Source organism: Nostoc sp., assembly GCF_054880495.1.
The window spans coordinates 1-18,236 of record NZ_JBTYKD010000358.1 but is presented as its reverse complement, the minus strand read 5'-3'; the positions used below and the strand labels follow the sequence as shown (position 1 = coordinate 18,236).

The 18,236-nt window shown below is 41.6% G+C and carries 15 protein-coding genes and 3 pseudogenes; 11 read left to right on the top strand and 7 right to left on the bottom strand.

Annotation, left to right across the window (positions count from 1 at the left end; genetic code table 11):
- Positions 1 to 1,285 (top strand): acyl-CoA dehydrogenase family protein (locus tag ACYTXL_RS30310; RefSeq protein WP_461927873.1); only part of this gene is annotated, 1,285 nt, incomplete at its 5' end.
- Between the two features lie 232 nt (positions 1,286 to 1,517).
- Here the strand turns inward: ACYTXL_RS30310 and ACYTXL_RS30305 are convergent.
- Entirely contained in the window at positions 1,518 to 1,667 is a 150-nt protein-coding gene (locus ACYTXL_RS30305) for a TetR-like C-terminal domain-containing protein (RefSeq protein ID WP_461927872.1), read from the bottom strand.
- 282 nt (positions 1,668 to 1,949) lie between these two features.
- On the opposite strand from ACYTXL_RS30305, the gene ACYTXL_RS30300 reads away from it, so the two are divergent.
- A complete protein-coding gene (locus ACYTXL_RS30300) occupies positions 1,950 to 4,106 on the top strand; it encodes a beta strand repeat-containing protein (RefSeq protein ID WP_461927871.1) in 2,157 nt (718 codons plus the stop codon).
- Between the two features lie 113 nt (positions 4,107 to 4,219).
- Positions 4,220 to 4,342, top strand: a pseudogene (locus tag ACYTXL_RS30295) (IS701 family transposase); the annotation flags it as partial.
- Between the two features lie 23 nt (positions 4,343 to 4,365).
- Here ACYTXL_RS30295 and nifE read toward each other — a convergent pair.
- The 4 genes from nifE to ACYTXL_RS30275 all read right to left on the bottom strand — a co-directional run bounded on the left by nifE (position 4,366) and on the right by ACYTXL_RS30275 (position 9,242).
- Entirely contained in the window at positions 4,366 to 5,757 is a 1,392-nt protein-coding gene (gene nifE / locus ACYTXL_RS30290; protein WP_461927870.1) for a nitrogenase iron-molybdenum cofactor biosynthesis protein NifE, read from the bottom strand.
- A gap of 1,036 nt (positions 5,758 to 6,793) precedes the next feature.
- On the bottom strand, positions 6,794 to 7,171 hold the full coding sequence (locus ACYTXL_RS30285; RefSeq protein WP_461927869.1) for a hypothetical protein: 378 nt from the start codon (positions 7,169 to 7,171) through the stop codon (positions 6,794 to 6,796).
- Between the two features lie 21 nt (positions 7,172 to 7,192).
- Positions 7,193 to 7,600: a hypothetical protein gene (locus ACYTXL_RS30280; RefSeq protein WP_461927868.1), complete on the bottom strand. Its 408-nt coding sequence runs from the start codon at positions 7,598 to 7,600 to the stop codon at positions 7,193 to 7,195.
- 565 nt (positions 7,601 to 8,165) lie between these two features.
- Positions 8,166 to 9,242: an NAD/NADP octopine/nopaline dehydrogenase family protein gene (locus ACYTXL_RS30275; RefSeq protein ID WP_461927867.1), complete on the bottom strand. Its 1,077-nt coding sequence runs from the start codon at positions 9,240 to 9,242 to the stop codon at positions 8,166 to 8,168.
- Between the two features lie 734 nt (positions 9,243 to 9,976).
- Between ACYTXL_RS30275 and ACYTXL_RS30270 the strand changes: the two are divergent.
- The 7 genes and pseudogenes from ACYTXL_RS30270 to ACYTXL_RS30240 all read left to right on the top strand — a co-directional run.
- Positions 9,977 to 10,150: pseudogene (locus tag ACYTXL_RS30270) on the top strand (helix-turn-helix transcriptional regulator); the annotation flags it as partial.
- A 540-nt stretch (positions 10,151 to 10,690) separates the two neighbouring features.
- Positions 10,691 to 11,467 (top strand): annotated as a pseudogene (locus ACYTXL_RS30265) (substrate-binding domain-containing protein); the annotation flags it as partial.
- Between the two features lie 22 nt (positions 11,468 to 11,489).
- Positions 11,490 to 11,642 carry a hypothetical protein gene (locus ACYTXL_RS30260; protein WP_461927874.1) on the top strand — a complete coding sequence of 51 codons (153 nt, stop codon included), beginning with the start codon at positions 11,490 to 11,492 and terminating at the stop codon, positions 11,640 to 11,642.
- 48 nt (positions 11,643 to 11,690) lie between these two features.
- Positions 11,691 to 12,569, top strand: a complete 879-nt coding sequence (locus tag ACYTXL_RS30255; RefSeq protein WP_461927866.1) for an ABC transporter substrate-binding protein — start codon at positions 11,691 to 11,693, stop codon at positions 12,567 to 12,569.
- An 88-nt stretch (positions 12,570 to 12,657) separates the two neighbouring features.
- On the top strand, positions 12,658 to 12,876 hold the full coding sequence (locus tag ACYTXL_RS30250) for a hypothetical protein (protein WP_461927865.1): 219 nt from the start codon (positions 12,658 to 12,660) through the stop codon (positions 12,874 to 12,876).
- Positions 12,877 to 13,432: 556 nt separating this feature from the next.
- Positions 13,433 to 14,131, top strand: a complete 699-nt coding sequence (locus ACYTXL_RS30245; protein ID WP_461927864.1) for an ABC transporter permease — start codon at positions 13,433 to 13,435, stop codon at positions 14,129 to 14,131.
- Complete coding sequence (locus ACYTXL_RS30240; protein ID WP_461927863.1) at positions 14,128 to 15,210, top strand: energy-coupling factor ABC transporter ATP-binding protein; 1,083 nt, start codon at positions 14,128 to 14,130, stop codon at positions 15,208 to 15,210. The genes ACYTXL_RS30245 and ACYTXL_RS30240 overlap by 4 nt, the downstream gene beginning before the upstream one ends.
- A 103-nt stretch (positions 15,211 to 15,313) precedes the next feature.
- Here the strand turns inward: ACYTXL_RS30240 and ACYTXL_RS30235 are convergent, their stop codons facing one another.
- Positions 15,314 to 16,171, bottom strand: coding sequence for a nucleotidyltransferase domain-containing protein (locus ACYTXL_RS30235; protein WP_461927862.1), 858 nt, complete (start codon positions 16,169 to 16,171; stop codon positions 15,314 to 15,316).
- Between the two features lie 395 nt (positions 16,172 to 16,566).
- Entirely contained in the window at positions 16,567 to 17,181 is a 615-nt protein-coding gene (locus tag ACYTXL_RS30230) for a TetR/AcrR family transcriptional regulator (RefSeq protein ID WP_461927861.1), read from the bottom strand.
- A 581-nt stretch (positions 17,182 to 17,762) separates the two neighbouring features.
- Here ACYTXL_RS30230 and ACYTXL_RS30225 point away from each other — a divergent pair.
- Positions 17,763 to 17,954 carry a hypothetical protein gene (locus ACYTXL_RS30225; protein WP_292791582.1) on the top strand — a complete coding sequence of 64 codons (192 nt, stop codon included), beginning with the start codon at positions 17,763 to 17,765 and terminating at the stop codon, positions 17,952 to 17,954.
- Positions 17,955 to 18,236: the final 282 nt, after the last annotated feature.

Here is an 18,236-nt window from a genome sequence, read left to right as displayed (position 1 = left end):
CCCAACCTACAATTTTTTTTTTGCAACATTACTACCGAGATTTTTTCAGAAATCAAATATGATTCCTATATTCAATCTAACTCTCAACAAGCAAACTCTAATTGAGCGCATTAGCCAACTTGCACGTGATAAGTTCGCCTCTCGCGCTGCTGGTTATGACCACAATGCTAGCTTCCCAAAAGAAGATTTTGAAGACCTTTTTCAAGCAGGTCTGAATGCGCCTGTTGTGCCAACTGAATACGGTGGTCTAGGGTTAGGACATGATAGCGATATCTTTACCCTGTGGATGATGACTAAGGAACTGGCAAAAGTGGATTTATCCCTAGCCCGTTGCTGGGAAGGACACGCAAATGCCCAAGTTTTACTAGCGGCTATGGCTAATGAGTCCCAGAAAAAGCGCTGGTTTGAGGGTATTGTCCAGCGTGGTGAGAAATGGGCGGCTTGGAGTGGAGAACCCCAATCTCAGATTCCAGGTCAAGAAGCCAGCCTTGGCACAAGTGTTCAAGTGGTAGATGAGGGATATATCATTGATGGCACAAAGGTATTCGCCACCAGTGCCCCAGAAGCAGAGTGGGCAATTCTCTTGGTCAACACAGCAGGGCCTGGGGGAGCGCGTCATAGCAATGGCTCACCGACATCAGTATTGTTACTAGCCTGTAACCTATCCGATCGCAGTATCAGCTTTGATGATAGTTGGTGGCAGCCAATTGGGATGAGGGGCACAGTGAGTTACTTAGTTCGCTTTGAAGGTACTTTCATCCCTAAAGAAAACTTGATTGGCTATCCAGGACAGTACATCCAACAGGAGTGGCAGACGCGGTTTACGCCTCTGTATGGCGCTGCTTTTCTCGGAGCTGCTGAAGGAGCCTATGATTATACTTTAGCATACATCAACAAACAAGAAAAAGGACACGATCCCTACGTACAACACCGAATTGCTAAGGCAGCAATTAATATAGATACTATGCATTTATGGCTGCGGCAGGTAGCCACTCTTTGGGAAACAGGCCAGGTCTTAGGGGCAAAACAAGCAGGCAATCGTGCCCGTTACATAACTGAACAACTGGCTTTGGAAACGGTGAATGATTGCATACACGCTTGTGGAGCTCGCTCCTTGATTAAACCGAGTCCTGTGGAGCGAATATTGCGAGATTTATCCTTTTACGTATTACACGATAATTGCGATCGCGTTTTGTCCTCAATTGGTCAGGAGATTCTAGGGCAATCCTTTGATCGTGCCTATTTCAACACCCACCCAACTCGCCAAGAAGACCTTACGGAGTAAAATTTTTATAATATAAAATACACCATAAAGGTTGAGGCAATTTGTGGTAAAAAAGATCGGTCGTGTGATTCTGTCGCTTATAGGACTTACGTACTGTACAAATAGACTTTTGTGTGTGTTAACAGTCTGAACGGGGTAATATGCATTACGGGTGTCTGTTTAATCGCTTAGATATTGAAAGTTATCGGGCGATCGCCAAAGGTTTAGTAACTGTGTATCTATTTTTTAAGTATCACGGCTCAACTTGTTGAATATATTGGATTGCGACTACTAGCGCATCAAGCATGACCTGATAACTAGCATCAGTGGAGTGTTTGAGTGTCATCAATCCAGCTTGTTCAATCGCGATAAATCCAGTAATCGCTGCGTTAACCATTCGCATTGCGTCAATTAATTTTGTTTCGTTGAGATTGTAAGGTTACCCATCTTTCAAAGCAGGGAGGCATGGCTGCGGGGGTGGTTTCTTTCATGAGCTTCTTTCAACGTGAAAGCTATGCTAGTTAAGCATTATACTCTTTTTACTCTCCTGTTTTGTTTAAGTCCCGCTAGTAGTTCGTCCGTTACGTAAGTCCTGGAAAAAATGCTTGCAGATTTGTAGTAATATCAAGACTTATCTTGATATTAATTTTATACAACGGAATAAAAATTGGAGTAATCTATCTAAATGTCTACATTTACCGTTACTAATACCAGCAACAGTGGTGCAGGTTCACTGCGGCAGGCAGTTCTAAATGCCAATACCCTTACAGGAAAAGACATCATCAATTTTGGTGGACTATTTAGTGATGGGCTGGCTCATACCATCAGTCTGACTGGTAGTGGTCTGAGTATCATAGATGACCTGACCATTGAAGGCATAAATGCCAGCAAACTAACCATTAAGGATGATAGTGTTTCCCGTGTGTTTGATATTGCTAAAGGTGTAATATCTGCAATCAACGCGCTGACTATTACCAATACATACAATGGAGCCGGAGGAGGCGGTGCGATCTCAAATGTTGGCGTTCTGACCTTGAGCAATAGTATTATCACTGGCAACACAGTAAACAACAACGTAACAGATAGTGATGGAAAAACTTCCAGTTATGGCGGTGCTATTTACAACACTGGCAGCCTAACAGTGGACTACAGCAGCATCACTGGCAATTCGGTAGGATACAACATCACTGGCAATTCGTCAATCGACAGAGAAGGTGGTGGCATTTTCAATCAAGGAAGCCTCACAGTGAACCACACCACTATTAGTTATAACAACTCCAATGATGGGGGTGGCGGCATCTACAGCGATGGCACTATAACCCTGAACAACAGTACCATCAGTGGTAATTCAGCAGACTTTGAAGGCGGCGGCATCTACGACGCCTCTGGCACTATAACCGTGAATAACACCAGCATCACTGGCAATACAGCAGCACCAAACCGAGATGGCGGTGGTATCTTTCAACTCGGTAATGGCAACCTATTAGTAAATAACAGCACCATCAGTACTAACAAAGCCTACCGAGGCGGCGGGATCTCTGGTGGGACTATAACCGTGAATAACAGCCTCATCAATGCCAATAGCGGCGGGGGCATTTACACCGAGTATAGCCTAACCGTGAATAACAGCACTATTAGTAGCAACACAACAAACGGAAATGGCGGCGGTATCTATGCTGATTATCTCTCTGATGGCTCTGTAACAAGCATAAAAAACAGCGCCATCATTAATAACACAGCAATGCAAGGCGGCGGCATCTCCACAAATATCGACCTAATAGTGAGTAACAGCATCATCAGTGGCAACAAAGCCACTTACCAAGGCGGCGGCATCTATGATGATGGTGGGGGCTTCTTGGGAAGTAGTCTTAGTAACCCCTCCACTGGCAATATAACCGTGACTAACAGCCAGATCAATGACAACTCGACAGAGGCACAGGGCTACGGCGGCGGTATCTATAATGTCGTTGACCGTGGTGGTTACGGACCCGATGGAATCTCCGCCACTATAACCATGAGTCATAGCACCATTAATGGTAATAACAGCTACTATGGTGGCGGTATCTATGATTATGGCATCCTATCAGTGAGTCATAGCACCATCAGTGGCAACACGGCAATCAAAGGTGGCGGCATCTATAATCCAGGTGAGTTCATCTTAGGCTACCGTGGCCCAGATGAGCTACATTATGGCACCTTGACTGTAACTAATAGCACTATAAGCCATAATAATGCATCAGATGGAGGTGGTATCTACAATAATGGCATCGTATCAGTGAGTAACAGCACCATTAGTCATAACTATGCCACTAACTACGGCGGTGGCATCTATAATTCTAGCTCTGACGGGAACCGTTTCACTGACAGTAAATTAGGCATTGTTACTGTTACTAATAGCAACATTATTTACAATACGGCTGTCACTGCCGGCGGTGGCATCTACAATGATAAAGACACAGACTTTGGCTCATCTGTTCTTAACGGATACGGTACGTTCGCTTATACACTAAATGGCTTAGGCATCGTGACCGTAAATCATAGCACCATTAGTGGCAATCAGGCACACTTTGGCGGTGGCATCTACAATGATGGCACCCTAACAGTAGGCAACAGCATTATCAGGCACAATAAAGCTTTCGGCATCGAACTCAGTTCTGGTGCAGAAGAGTCTGGCAAGGGTGGCGGGATTTACAACTCTGACTCTAGCTATGCCACGGCCACAATAGATTACAGCACCATCGCTTGTAACTTTGACACATCCGAAGAGGATTCAAATAAGTTTATCAAGGTTGATAATCTTGTAGGTAAATTCATCACTAAAGGTACAGTGGTGAGAGTTTAAGTATGGCTATAGTGTCCATACCCCCCTGTTTCTCAAGAACACCTTTACCTGCCATCATTTTTTGTTCAATCTGAGCCTTTACACGCTTGGAATTAATGCGCGCTGAATAACTAATTGAGAACTGGTATGAATTACAAAAAAATTTGTACCAACAGGTGGCAAGGGAATTCATTCTAGAACACCTCCAGCAGGAACTTGGAGCTAATACACAAAATCAATCTCTTGTCAACGCCTAAGTCCTAGCTTGACAAATAATTTCTCAAACGACATCATGGTTAATTTTTTCATCCCAAGGAGCAGGTTTGCTGACTTGCTCCCACACAGGACTATACAAGGCTTTATACAATTCTCGTGCCAGTTCCACCAGCCCCATATAACCAGCGTAGGCATGATGGCGTTCATGGTTAACATCCAAAAAAGGAATTTGTGCTTTGAGTGCTGTATATTTATTGCCAGTCCCAGTAATCAAAATATCAGCTTTTGTATCCTTTAGTACTTGTATTACTCCTTGCGGGGTTGCTTCGGGCAAAAGAATGCCATCTTGACCAAGATATTGTTTAATTTTGGCTTTCTCCTCTTCTGTAGTCTTTGCGTTAGTGGTAGCAATCACTTCCATTCCCAAATCTTTAGCGGCTAAAATAATCGACCAAATTTTTACACCACCAGTACAAAGAATAATCCGCTTGCCTTTCAACTGGGGACGGTAAGGAGCTAGAGCAATATCTAGAGCTGCGTTTTCTTCTCTTATCAACCATTCTGTCCGTTCTTGAAGATATTTATCCCCTAATATTGCTGCAATATTTCGCAAGCAATGGTTTAAGTTTTCCACACCGAAGAAAGATTCTTCAATATAAGGAATTCCATAAAGTTCTTGCATTGTTTGCGCCATTGGCAGTACTACATTTGAGCAAATGACTACATTCAACTTGGCACGATGAGCATAACAAACTTCTTTATAGCGAGCATCACCCGTAATTTTGGAGAGAACGCGTATACCTAATCTCTGGAACAGTGGTAAAATATTCCACAAATCACCAGCAACGTTGTAATCACCAAGAATATTGATATCGAAAGGGGTGGTAAATTCTGGTTCTGCCGTTCCGATTACATATTTCAATAAAGTCTCATTGCCGATGCGATTACCTAAATTTTTACTGCCAAGAAATCCAGGCGAATTTATATAGACAACCGGAATATCAATTTTCTGTGCAGCCATTTTACAGACACTATCGATATCATCACCAATCAAAGCAGTAATACAAGTAGCGTAGACAAAAATAGCCGCAGGATTATAGCGTTGAGCAACATTGAGAATAGCTTTGTACAGTTTCTTTTCACCACCAAAAATGACATTATTCTCACCAAAATTAGTAGTAAAAGCAGTTTGGTATAATTGAGAGCCTGATGAGAGGCTACCATGAGTCGCCCAAGGATTATGAGTACAAGCAACAGCACCATGTACTAAATGAACAACATCAGTAATAGCACCGACAGAAACCATCGCTCCATCCAAAGGACAATTTCCTTGGTTTGCACCTGGTTGTGGTGGTTTTGTGCAAGTTAGTTTTTTCTTGTCACCCAATTTTTTTTGGTTATGTTTGCAAGCTGTTTCGTTGAGTGGTTCGTTGATTGTTACTTGAGTATTTTTCATGGCTTTCCTCGTACTGAAGATTAATACAAAAGAGTCAAGATTTAGGAGTTAGAAGGCGCAGTGCCGCTTGGCAAATTATTTGTTAGCTCTATTTATCAGCCTAAAACCTGCTCTAGGTAAGCAATAGCCAAAATTTTTAATCCGAGTAGCGCGTATCTCAATAAGTACAGTTTTGGCTACTAATAGTACGAACGCAAAGATGAATAAAAATCGTTCTTTGGTTCTATACCGACACTAATTTTGTAAATGGCCATTTAATTTGTCAAACGACACAAGAAAGATTCTTTGAGGCTTTGTATTCTTAGAATAAAAAATATTTGATTTTCTTGACTTAAAAATTCTAACAAAACCTCTAATTAATAATAGTAAAAATAATAACAATAGTGTGAATGTATATTGGAATATCAAGCATAAAGCCAGTTGTATATAGACAGGTTTGTATAGATTAAAATCATAATTATTCTAATATAGATAAGATGCCAAATAATGGAAATAGACAGACTATTCTAACTGGATGTGAGGAGATTAATGATTTAAATCATATATTGATTATGGATGTTTTATTTATAAAAATCGGCGATAATTGCTCAACTGAAAACAACAGAAAGAGTGGAGCTATTGGTTTATTAGACTCTCTAGCTAATGACTAATTGTAACCACAAATTCTGTTTGTAAAGTTCTTCTGCCTTATAATGCTCCCTCGCCAAATAATTATCTACACAAGTAATGCCACTAGTTAATTCTTTAATTCCTTTATGGATAGTTTTTCTATCCCACCTCAATTCTTTTTGAGCCAGCAGTTGTCCTGCTTAACCTAATCCCATTACAGTTTGCACTTGAAAACACCCTCTTGCTGTACCAATAAATTGAGTTGCTGTTTCTTTAAGCAGACTTTTCAGTGAGTCAGTTAATTCAATTGACACTTTTAGATACCCAAAAACTCAAACTATAGAGAATTGAACTTACTACAAAAAGGGGAGTCAGGGCTGCGATCGCAGCCCTGACTCCTTACCCTCTAGAATGATTATTATTCCTCTTAGTCTGGCCGATAGTAAAACTCCCGACACAGAAAATTAGGTTGGCTGCCATCCTTGAACTTGTGAAACGCAGCAATAACCCACAAATCTTTGTTCATGTTGGCTGCCAACAAGGATTCCACTGAATCGCGATCGTATCTTGCAGAGAAAGCCTTCTCATTGATATTATCTACAAACGGTGTCACCTCAGTCTCACCCCAATCTTTGAGGGACTCGGCACCATAAGCGTGCATAATAATTTGCTCATTATGCTTGGTTAGGGTAAATTTCTCGATCCATGTAGTCTTGGTGTTGGAGTTTATCCAGGTTCCTAAATAAGGCGTAAAATCAATCACGGTGTCCTTGGGCTGGTTACCGTAAATTTCGTTTCGTTCCATCTTGAAATCTTCCTTTTCTTACTAGCGATGAAAAAACTCGCGGGCAAAATGATCAGTTCGACCACTACCATCTACGTAGCGGGTATAGGACTGAATAACCAAGATTCCCAATTTTTGGTTTGCTACTAGATGTGTCTCAATCCCGTCTAGCTTGTAAAAAGCATGGAATCCTCCTGCTATAAGTGAGTTTCCTACAGCGTAAGGCACTGCCTCAACCTCACCCCAGTCAATTGGATCGGGTTCGTTGGCTCCATAACCCTGAAACACAAGGCGATCGTCTTTTTCAGTCAGAACCACCCGCACCAAATAATTAGTATCCGATTTAGTATTGATCCAGTTACCGACTAAAGGTGAGACTTCTATCGGCTCCTTGATACTAGGGCGTTGGTCAGCCTGCATATAGTGTGCGTGTTGAGTTGTTTGTGTCACGAGCTAACTCTCTAATGAATAAATTGCAGCATTTTAATAATAAATATAAACTACTTTTTAGCGTACATCTAACTAAGATAATATTTTATTAATAAATTTAGTTAATAGGGACTAGACAAAATAGCGAGTGACAAAGAAAAATGTTGTTTTCTAAGCACAATATTTGATAAGTTTGTCGCTGTATCTCCTCAATATTCTCCCTACCATAATCACTGACTGAGACCTATTTGAGAATTGTCCACACACAGGTTAGTTAAGTAGTTAGATAAAATTAATTATATAGCTTTTTCTAAATTATCGGAGAAATTTTTCAACAGATTCAGACTAATTATAAACTTTTGGAGCACAACTGTCGGATTGTTACCAATGATGAGTATTCGGTGTTGTTACAGCAATTGAAAAACCAATTCTCGAAAGTGATGTGAAAGTTTATTGGCATATTTATTTGGAAGAGAAACTGAATGAATCGCAAAGTATGATGGATGTTGCCATTGCCTTTGTTTTGAGCCATCATGACTTTTCAACCGTACCAAGTTGCAGTGAACAGTCAAGTGTTTCCCTGTGGCTAAAGCCTGCTGAGTATGTCAATGAGCTGATGCCGATCCAATTCTAGAAAATCAGCGTTCCACTCCAGAGGGATGTCAAGGAACTTATTTCCGATTGTGATGCAACTGTCTAGAAATGGTGTTTCTACTCCAGCTAGGCGAGCTAAAACTTGTAGGGGAAAACAGCCATAAGGCAGATCCTCAACCAAATAGCGGTGATGAGGGTTACACAGCGTCGTACTGGAGTAGGCTCCAACCTGCTGTATATGTTCATAAAGGGATGATCCGGTGGTTCCGTATGCGATTTGATAGTGGCTTTTAATATCAATTAAGTTAAGGACTCCCAGTGCTTCACCCACTGCTATGCGATCGCGATCCAGGTGGTCAATGAGTCCAACAGTACGGGAACCAAGGTGATCATAGAGGTTGTAATCCTCACCAGATTCCCATCTAGCTAATGAAACTAGAAGCAGAGGAAAGTGGATAATGTCATTAACTTTATTAAGATTAATTTCTAAAACCGAAGCAGCAGCCCATAAATTACTAAACACAGCTTGGTAAGCGGTCACAATCCGATTTGTCATGCTTCGGTTTTGAGCTGCCACAAAGAACTTGTTGGTAAGTGTACTAATCCTGATTTGATCCTCCGTATTCCCGCGACTAATGAACGGAGGATTGTTGACATCAGCCACAGCAGGCAACTGTTCCTTAGCTATTCCCAGTCTCTGGAGTACCTTACAAAAAACCCGACCTGCAAAGCGACTAGCACAGAAAACCAGAACGTTCATTTGAGGATTGACATATTCAGCTAGAATCTTGGCGTAGGGTTCGATGTCTTGACCGCGACAACATATCAGCACGTTGAGTGGAAGTTTACCACCATTTAGTGCAGCCAACTCATAAATGTTATTGGAACAAGCTGCAACTAGATAACTTCCGGGAGAAACTGATCCAATTGAGTGAATGGTTCTGGTCTGGGCAACAATGGAAGAACGGCGAGAGAAAAGGTAAACAGTATGTCCTTGATTACTCAAATAGGCAGCTGTCGCTAAACCAATGTGTCCTTTACCTACAACTAGGTACTTAGTTTGTTGCATATCCTCAGTAATCAATTTTTGAGATGCGATGCCCAACTCTTGGAGACGCTCCGCGTAGCAAGATCCCGAAGGGTACGGCGCAGGTGTTACCCTGAGCTTGTCGAAGGGTAACACCTGCGGCAGGCAAAGCCATCGCTAATAAAATCTGATACTTAACATCTGGACATCGGTACCTTGCACGAAAATATTTCGGCTTAAAATCGCTCATCATCCCTACAAAATCACGAAAAATTCTGTAGCTATAAATACACTTTTCATCAGAAAATACCAGAGAAACTTTTTATTATTTTAGCAATTATTTTGGCTATGTGTATGCTATGCTTGCTACAAAGGAATAAAAAACAGTAATAAAATAACAAAAAGTCTAGAAATTACTTGACTTCCCGCAAAAACGAAAATTTGGCAAGGATTTTGACAATATGTATGTATATAAAATTACAAAAATATTAACAGGACTTCCAGCACAAAAGGCACACACTATAGCAATCCGATTTGATTCTGTGAATCACTCATAGAGATAGAAAACTGGGAAGAAAGAATAAAGGTGTACTGAGTTTTTTCAAAAATAAAATAGGAGTCCTATAGAAAACCTTGCTATTACTTAGGCAGTCAATCATCAAAAATGTCACCGTCAGTTATGAAAATCGGTTTTCCCCTACACCCTTTTTCAAGTCAGATTAAATGTGTCCGCTACGGCTTTTGTAACAAAGATATACAGCCCCATAAAGCAGGATATGAATATTTGCAATAACCTGAAGGCAATTAGGAATCGTCTGGGCATAAGTCAGCAAGAATTAGCTAATATAGCTGGCGTGACCCGTCAGACTATTGGTGCTGTGGAAACGGGACAATGTACTCCTTCTGTTGCTATTTCCTTGCGTTTAGCTAAAGCACTTGGTTGCCAAGTTGAAGACTTATTCTGTTTAACAGAGGAGGATTTACCCAAAATTGAGGCGATTCTTGCCGATTCGACCCCTAACCTACAGCAATCACAAGTTATTCTAGCGCGGATTCGGGATCGATGGATAGCTTATCCCCTATTAGGCAGAGATGCTTTTCGCATCGAAATGATTCAATCTGATGGTGAAGCAGTTGCGGGGGTTCCCACGGCAGTTCCTTCTCCTATCGGAGACGCTGCGCGAACAAGTCGGCAAAGCCGCCCAATGGACTGCCTCCCCGTTGTAGGGAGTGGGGAACCCGTAAGGGTGGAAGGGTTAACAGGCATAAGCAAACTGCTAAACTCGGAGGGTGAGGTAGTTGCAGTCAGCCACCCCATTGTAGGGAATGGCGTTAATCCAAGTGGTAGCGACGTAGCGAAAAGTCGGAGCGGTAGGAACCGTGGCTCTGAACTTTTCAAGACAGGAGCATCACCTGTAAGGGTGGACGGATTCCCCAGCATAAGCAAACTACCATTAGCGTCAACGGTAGCGAGAAACGAGCTTCACCCGGAGGGTGACGCACAGAGCCAGATAGGTACAAATAAAGTCCTGGTTCGGCTTCTGCATGATATGGACAAATTACATAATACAGTTGTGATTGCCGGTTGTACACCTGTGCTTTCCCTCTTAGCAAGAGCAACTGAACGCTGGCATCCGCAACTGCGAGTTCATTATCGTTTCGCCCATAGTAAGCCTGCATTGCGTAGTTTATGCCGAGGTGAAGTTCACATTGCAGGGATGCACTTATATGATCCTCAAACTGGGGAACATAACATTCCCTTTGTGCGAGAAGCCTTAACAGATAAGAGTGCTGTCCTGATTACTCTTGGGGTTTGGGAAGAAGGTTTGTTAGTCCCACCAGGAAACCCAATGGGAGTTAAAACAGTTTCCGACTTAGTAGAATTTGGAGCAACTGTTGTCACCCATGAAGTGGGTTCTGGCAATCGGATGCTTTTAGAACGGAAATTCCAAGAAGAAGGAGTGCCATTTGAGGTTGTGAAAAGATTTGACCATATCGTTCACAACCATCAAGATGTTGCCTTATCTATAGTCTCAGGAATCGCTGATGCAGGTATCAGTACGGCATCTATAGCTGCTACCTTTGGCTTGGGATTTATTCCCCTTCATAGTGCGCGATACGACTTGGTGATTCTCAAGGAATACTTGGAAGAAGCACCAGTACAGCAGTTTATCAATATCTTGGGACATCAGCTAGTGCGATCGCAATTACAAATTCTCGGCGGTTATGACATCAGCAAGACTGGGGAAGTTGTAGCAAATATTTAGAGTCATGAATCATTACTTCATTATGAACAACAATGTCATTCAGATTAACGATACGACCTTGCAAGATGGCGAAAATGCCGCAGGTATAGCTTTCAACGTTGAGGAAAAAATTGCGATCGCTCTTAGGGTTGCCGTAAGCATCGCTCCTGTGCTGTCTCAATGTGCTTTTGTGTAACAGTTTATTACTCTGTCAATGCGTAAATCATATATTTCTAGAGGTTCTATGATTCGGAGAATTTTCATTGCATTTTTGGCATGTTGCTTGGCGATTCTGAGTGCTGAAGCTAGTGATATGCTGGTCAAGCAAAAGCCAGCTATTGCACAGTCAGCAACGAATAAAAATGTGATTGTGGCGATGACAACCAGCATTGAGGACAGTGGACTACTAGATGATTTAGTTCCGGCAATTGAAAAGAAAACAGGATATACCCTGAAAAAGGTGGCTGTCGGTACTGGACAGGCTTTAGCTCTGGCTGAAAAAGGTGAAGTTGACGCGCTATTCGTCAATTCACCTAAAGCCGAACGCAAAGTTTTGGCAAGTGGTGCGGTGATTAATCGCCACTTGGTAATGCACAATGACTTTGTGATTGTCGGCCCAGATGCGGACAAGGCACAGATCCGAGGGAAAAAGAATGCTGTGGAAGCGTTCAGTCTCATTGCCAAAAATCAAGCATTGTTTATATCGCGGGGAGATGACTCAGGTACTAACAAATTAGAAAAAGATTTATGGAAGCAGGCAAAGATCACACCATCTGGCAGTTGGTATCAGCAAACAGGTTCAGGGATGGGGCAAACTTTGCAAATTGCTAATCAAAAACTGGGATATACCTTAGCGGATCGGGCAACGTATATATTTCAGCAGAAAAACCTATCTTTGCCAATACTGGTGCAAGGAGATAAGAAACTGTTAAATCTGTACCATGTCATGGAAGTAAATTCTCAGAAATTCCCCAAAGTGAACAGTGCAGGAGCTAAAGCGTTTATTAATTTTGTCTTATCTCCTGAAGGACAGACAATAATTGCAGCCCACGGGAAAAAAGAGTTCAAACAACCGCTATTTTATGTTGATGCCGGTAAAACGGAGAAAGATTATGGCTTTTAAAGAAACTTGAGCATCAAAACAATAAGCCAAAGTATTCTTAGAATTGAGCAGAATAGAAACTATTCTTTTCTATACCAGGACTAAGCTCATGACAACCCAAAAAAACTTGCCCAAAACCGACCCACACCACCATACAGCGAAAATCAAAAATAAGTTGAACTATCTGATCACACACTTGCCTGAAGATATCACCAAAATTGAAGAACCAAAGGCTCAGGCTCTTTTTGAGACTACAGCTAAAGTTCTCAAGGGTCTGGTGAATGCTTACAATGATTACGAGAAACACTCACAAGAAGCCTGGAAATAAATTACCATAGCGTTTCCTAAGCAACTGACGTACACCCAAATCTTTTTTACCAAACGCCATCTACTCAAGGATGGCGCAAGGGGGATTTTGGTGATGATTTTTGTATTTGCACCCAAAGTCGGATTTTCATAGCAAGTGTTCTTGTGTGCAAGCCTTTGTAATTCTAACCACAAACGCGGATCTGTCTGCTTTCCCTTTTACATCGCATCTCGCAGCAGATGGGTAAGTAAGTAGGTGAGAATAAATCAAAGTAGATTCAGTAATGTAAAAAATCTTGAGATGAGTTCGTAGTGTTCGCGTAGCGCGATGCCCTGAGCTTGCCGTACTCCGCAGGAGAAGCAAGCTACGCGCAGCGTCTCGTAGAGAAGGGTCTCGTAGAGAGGGCTGAAGCCCTCAAATTAGGACTAAAGTCCTGACTACAAACTTTGAATTATTCACGCCGCTCTACTTAGCATTTAGGCAGACAACCTCAACTAATCCCGCATATTTTGCTACTTCTGTGAGTATAGATATCTGGGCTTTGACAGCAGCAATCAGATTGTCAGGGCAATAAATTGTGAATACAATCATCGAAGGAGCTGTGAAAGCTCTTGAGCTATTAACCAGTGGCGATAGTGACGTTTTCCAGGTAATGACAATGACATTGTTTGTATCTGGAACAGCTACAGCTATTAGCGTTTTACTGGGACTACCATTAGGACTATGGCTAGCATTAGTGGATTTCGTCGGCAAGCAGACTCTGACTAGTTTGATTAACTTCGGTATGGGATTACCACCAGTTGTAGTCGGTTTATTCGTCAGTCTGTTTTTGTGGCGATCTGGCCCGTTAGGAAATCTTGATTTGATGTACACGCCTACAGCGATGATCATAGCCGAAGCCATCATTGCTTTTCCAATTGTAGCTGGCTTCAGTTTTGCGGCAATTATCAGTATTAATCCGAAACTACGCTGGCAACTGTTATCAATGGGGGCGACACAGTGGCAAGCCAACTGGTTGCTAATCAAGGAAGCACGGTTAGGGTTAATGGCTGCAATCATGGCTGGTTTTGGTCGCGTCATTTCGGAAGTTGGCGCATCCATGATGGTGGGCGGCAATATCAAGGGGCAGACTAGAGTCCTGACTACAGCGATCGTCTTGGAAGTAGGGAAAGGAAATTACGATGTGGCGATGGCGATCGCATACATTCTCCTGATCATCACATACACCGTGATCGTGTTGCTGACTATCTTACAGCATGACAAGAAAATTCTATGAATACTAACGAATTTGTCCTGAATATGCGACAGGTGAGCGTCGATAGCAAAACACGTAAAAATATCCTGTCAATTGAAAATTTTGCACTCCGTCCAGGAGAATTGGTCGCTGTGCTTGGCCCCAATGGCGCTGGTAAAAGCACTCTGTTAAGAACAATCAATCTCTTGCAACCTTACCGTGGTGAGATGCAATTATTTGGAGAGGATGTCCGCAATGCTAATAAAACATTGTTGCGTCGTCGTTCGGCTTTGGTATTTCAGGAAACATTATTACTGAATGACACTGTTTTTAATAATGTTGCCAAGGTATTAAAGTTTCGCGGCACACCAACACACAAGATTAAGCAAAGGGTATATACTGCACTTACAGCTTTTAGCTGTGAACACCTGGCAAATCAGTCAGCTCGTTCTCTATCCGGTGGTGAAGCCAAACGAGTTTGTATTGCCTGCGGTTTAGTTGCTGATTCCGAATTGCTGCTTTTAGATGAGCCTTCTGCCTCTTTAGATGTGGGAATACGTCCCCAGATGATCGATAAAATTAGACAATTAGCCCAAGAGAGGGGTTCAGCAGTCATATTAGTCAGTCATAATTTTACAGATATACTGCATTTTGCTGATCGAGCGATCGCTTTATTTGACGGTTGTATTATCCAAGATGATAACTTGGAAACCATCATCCGCCGACCAGTTAACGAGCAGCTTGCCAGACTGGTAGGGATAGATAACATTATTCCGTGTTGGGTAGAACGGAGTAGCCGTGGAAGTTTTATCAAACTTGCAAACGGGATAGAGTTTTTATATCCTGAGGAAATCACTAAGCCAATTACTGCATGTTGTTTATCTGGCGATAGTTTCAATGTTTACGATGCAACTTCTTCAATATTGCATAAACCTTGGTCAGTAATTATTGAAGGGCTAGTAGAACGGGTTTTAAATGGTATTGGGATTTGTAGTATTTGGGTGAAGGTGGGAGAACAAACTTTAATCGCCAGAGTGCCTCGAAATCATATATTCGGCAATGTATATCCCCATGAAATAATTAAGCTGGCATTCAATCCTCAAGATGCACATTTTGTTTAGAAAAAATGGCGTTACCGTCTCTTGTTGGTAAAATTGCTACTGTAGTCATACTTCTAGCCTAAAGTTTGGGCGTTGTTGTGCGGCATTGCTAGCCCTCTAGATTTTACACGACTAACCGACGATTGCCATACCATTGACTTAAATCATGCTCAATTTCTTCAAGGATTGCGATCGCATCCATTATTGATTTTGTATCAACTGCTAACAAAGCAAACACTGACTCAACCCGTTGTTGATAGTTCCGTGGACACAGCGCAAAGCCGTTGGCAATTGCCACAGCGCCTTTCTCATTCAATAAGTACTCTTCATTGAGTGCAAATAATACCTGATTCATACAAGCCACGCTACGGAAACAGCAACCTGCTGCATATGAAACATCACCGCGTGCAACTGCCTTTTTCGCAATTAACAGTGAAAAACTAATTTCCCAGGCAAAAGTATTAACAGTTGCTTGTTTAAGCTGAGTCGGATAGGGAGTTGTCTTAGCTTTTAAGGCGTCTAAAACGCCATCCGGATCGTGAAGTGGCATACAAATAGCAACTTCACCCATATAAATAGAGGACACAAAGCCGTGGGGATGTCCTGGTTGGTAATCAATCGTGATTTGCCCAGCATGGCAATCACCAATAACACGATTAACCTGAACCACATCACGATAGAGAAAATCTACAGAGACACCCTCTACCTGTAGCCAACCACCGCCATTAATCCATTTTCCCCATTCACCAATGGGGGTGATTAAATTTGCGCGGTGGTTGTCGTCAAGTTCAGAGGCGAGGTGATTTAAAGCAATCAGATCAAGCGGATTCTCTGGTTTGTAATAAATTCCTAGATCGACATCTGACTTCTGTGTATGGTTGCCTCGTGCCCTTGAACCACCTAGAGCAATCGCTGCAATTCCCTGAATTGACTGCAAATGAGCGACAACGCGGTGGATGAGCTGAGGCAATTGCTGGTTCATATTGACTCCATAAGTGGAAATTTTTAGTTTTGAGCCTCAACTGAACTGTATTGCGTGATAAGTAATAACTTATTTCATAAAAGTAGCAAAATACTCTAAGATTTTACACATGGCAATATTTATATTACTAAAATCATCATCCCGTGCAAGCATTTCTTCGGGTTTCTGAATATATTTATTTGTAACCAATTTCGAGGCGCAATTTTCAATAATTTGCAGAACGCTTGGTACGTGTTGTAAGTAATGAATTCTCATACCTGACTCCTCTAAACTAAGTTGCAGTGTGATTTTTTATATTAAATTATATAGATAGACTTTATTCCAGGAATGCTGTTAGCAGTAGCGGGGCGTTTAGCCCGTGCGATTATTGATTGCTTTTTTTTACTCAGCACTCGTTACTCAGCACTCAGCACTGTTTCAGTAACGTTAGATTTTGATGCAGTCTGGATTAGGATTGCCGCCACTTTTTTTGCCTGTGAAGCAGTTGACCAACTTCCTTCCATCATCGCAACGACGATCGCACCTTGCACGATGAGAAGCAGTTGCCTAGCTAACTGTTCCGGTGATGAAACTTCTGCGGCTTGAGCTAGGTTCTTGATGTAGTGGTAGATCGATTGTTGATGCTCTAATGCTACTCGATGTCCAGGATGGTCACGATTGGCTAGTTCTACTGAAGCATTAATGAATGCACAACCTCGGAAATCTGGCCCTTCAAACCATTCCCGTAACGCATCAAATATTGCCAATAGTTGTTGGGATGGGTTAGAAGCTCGTTGTTCAATAGCACTTTTAAGCCATTCGCACCATTGATCATCCTGTTGTCGCAGCCACGCTTCAATCAATGCATCTTTGGACTTGAAATGATTGTAGAGTGACATTTTTGCAACGCCAGATTCCGCAACGATTCTGTCAATACCGACATTGCGAATTCCTTCTCGGTAAAATAAGCCTGATGCTGTACTTAGGATGCGATCGTGAACAGATTTACGGGTTGTTTTTGGTTTAGTCATTTAGATCATATCCTTGAATAATGTATATTTTTTAAATGCTTCATCAATAAAACTGACAAAGATTTTCCCAAATTCACGATTGTTTAGACTTGATGCTTTACTAGCTTTTTGAAGTTAGGCTGTAAACGTGTCAAACATCTCATATTTTTTTTAGGCTTTTACGTTTCCAAGATATAGCATTCCTATTTAATCAGGACTTACGCAAGATGTGACCAAAAATATTATTCTTGCGTAGCGGTAATCCATGAATTACCGCTACTTCTGTTATGTTTTACGTAAGTCCTGTTAATCTATAAAAATCTCAAGGCTTAGATACCCGACTTCTTGGAGAAGTCGGGTATCTTGTTGTTCACTAACAATAATTGGAAATTGGAAAACACCCTTAACCATTTTTTGATTCCTTTTAAAGATGAGGGTATTTCATCCACATATATATTGAGTTGAGTTTGTTTTATCCAGTTGCTTAAATCGCAAACGCTGTTATCGATTGCTTGTTATATTCTTTCATTCGCCAAAACTTCGATTCTTTCTAACGACTTAATTAAAAACTATCTGTAAAAAATAAAGGGTTTATCCCAGAAGTGATTGATGAACTGCAAGCAGACCAAAGTCCCCCCGAACTCTGGAACTGCTACCGATCAACTACTTCCACAATCCTCCAGAAACTTGTGGAGCAAGACCATCAGTTCATCAAACAATTGGTTAACTTATGGGATTTGGCTTCTTCACTAGAGCGCAAGTGCTTGGAGATCCTTTGTGCTTTAGCGATTTAGATTCCCTATAAATCAAGAATATCATACATCTGGCCAATTTACTTGCGCTGACAAACTAATTTATAAACAGTATCCGTGGTTACAATTACTCATCATCTAGAAAGCTTGAAAGCAAACAATTGTATTTTTTCTCTTGTTTTGATTTGAACAAATATTGCCGATTTATCCAACTTCACCATCCCAAATCAGGATAGCAATTAAATCATTTACGCTCTGATATATAGTTAGAATAGTCTGTCTATTTACTTGCGTTAAAGTCTTATATATAAAAGGATTGTATCT

Coding starts and splice junctions, on each gene's coding strand:
- ACYTXL_RS30305 (WP_461927872.1), bottom strand. CDS start 1,667: ATGCGAATGGTTAACGCAGCGATTACTGGATTTATCGCGATTGAACAA.
- ACYTXL_RS30300 (WP_461927871.1), top strand. CDS start 1,950: ATGTCTACATTTACCGTTACTAATACCAGCAACAGTGGTGCAGGTTCA.
- nifE (WP_461927870.1), bottom strand. CDS start 5,757: ATGAAAAATACTCAAGTAACAATCAACGAACCACTCAACGAAACAGCT.
- ACYTXL_RS30285 (WP_461927869.1), bottom strand. CDS start 7,171: ATGGAACGAAACGAAATTTACGGTAACCAGCCCAAGGACACCGTGATT.
- ACYTXL_RS30275 (WP_461927867.1), bottom strand. CDS start 9,242: ATGCAACAAACTAAGTACCTAGTTGTAGGTAAAGGACACATTGGTTTA.
- ACYTXL_RS30260 (WP_461927874.1), top strand. CDS start 11,490: ATGAACAACAATGTCATTCAGATTAACGATACGACCTTGCAAGATGGC.
- ACYTXL_RS30255 (WP_461927866.1), top strand. CDS start 11,691: ATGATTCGGAGAATTTTCATTGCATTTTTGGCATGTTGCTTGGCGATT.
- ACYTXL_RS30250 (WP_461927865.1), top strand. CDS start 12,658: ATGACAACCCAAAAAAACTTGCCCAAAACCGACCCACACCACCATACA.
- ACYTXL_RS30240 (WP_461927863.1), top strand. CDS start 14,128: ATGAATACTAACGAATTTGTCCTGAATATGCGACAGGTGAGCGTCGAT.
- ACYTXL_RS30235 (WP_461927862.1), bottom strand. CDS start 16,171: ATGAACCAGCAATTGCCTCAGCTCATCCACCGCGTTGTCGCTCATTTG.
- ACYTXL_RS30230 (WP_461927861.1), bottom strand. CDS start 17,181: ATGACTAAACCAAAAACAACCCGTAAATCTGTTCACGATCGCATCCTA.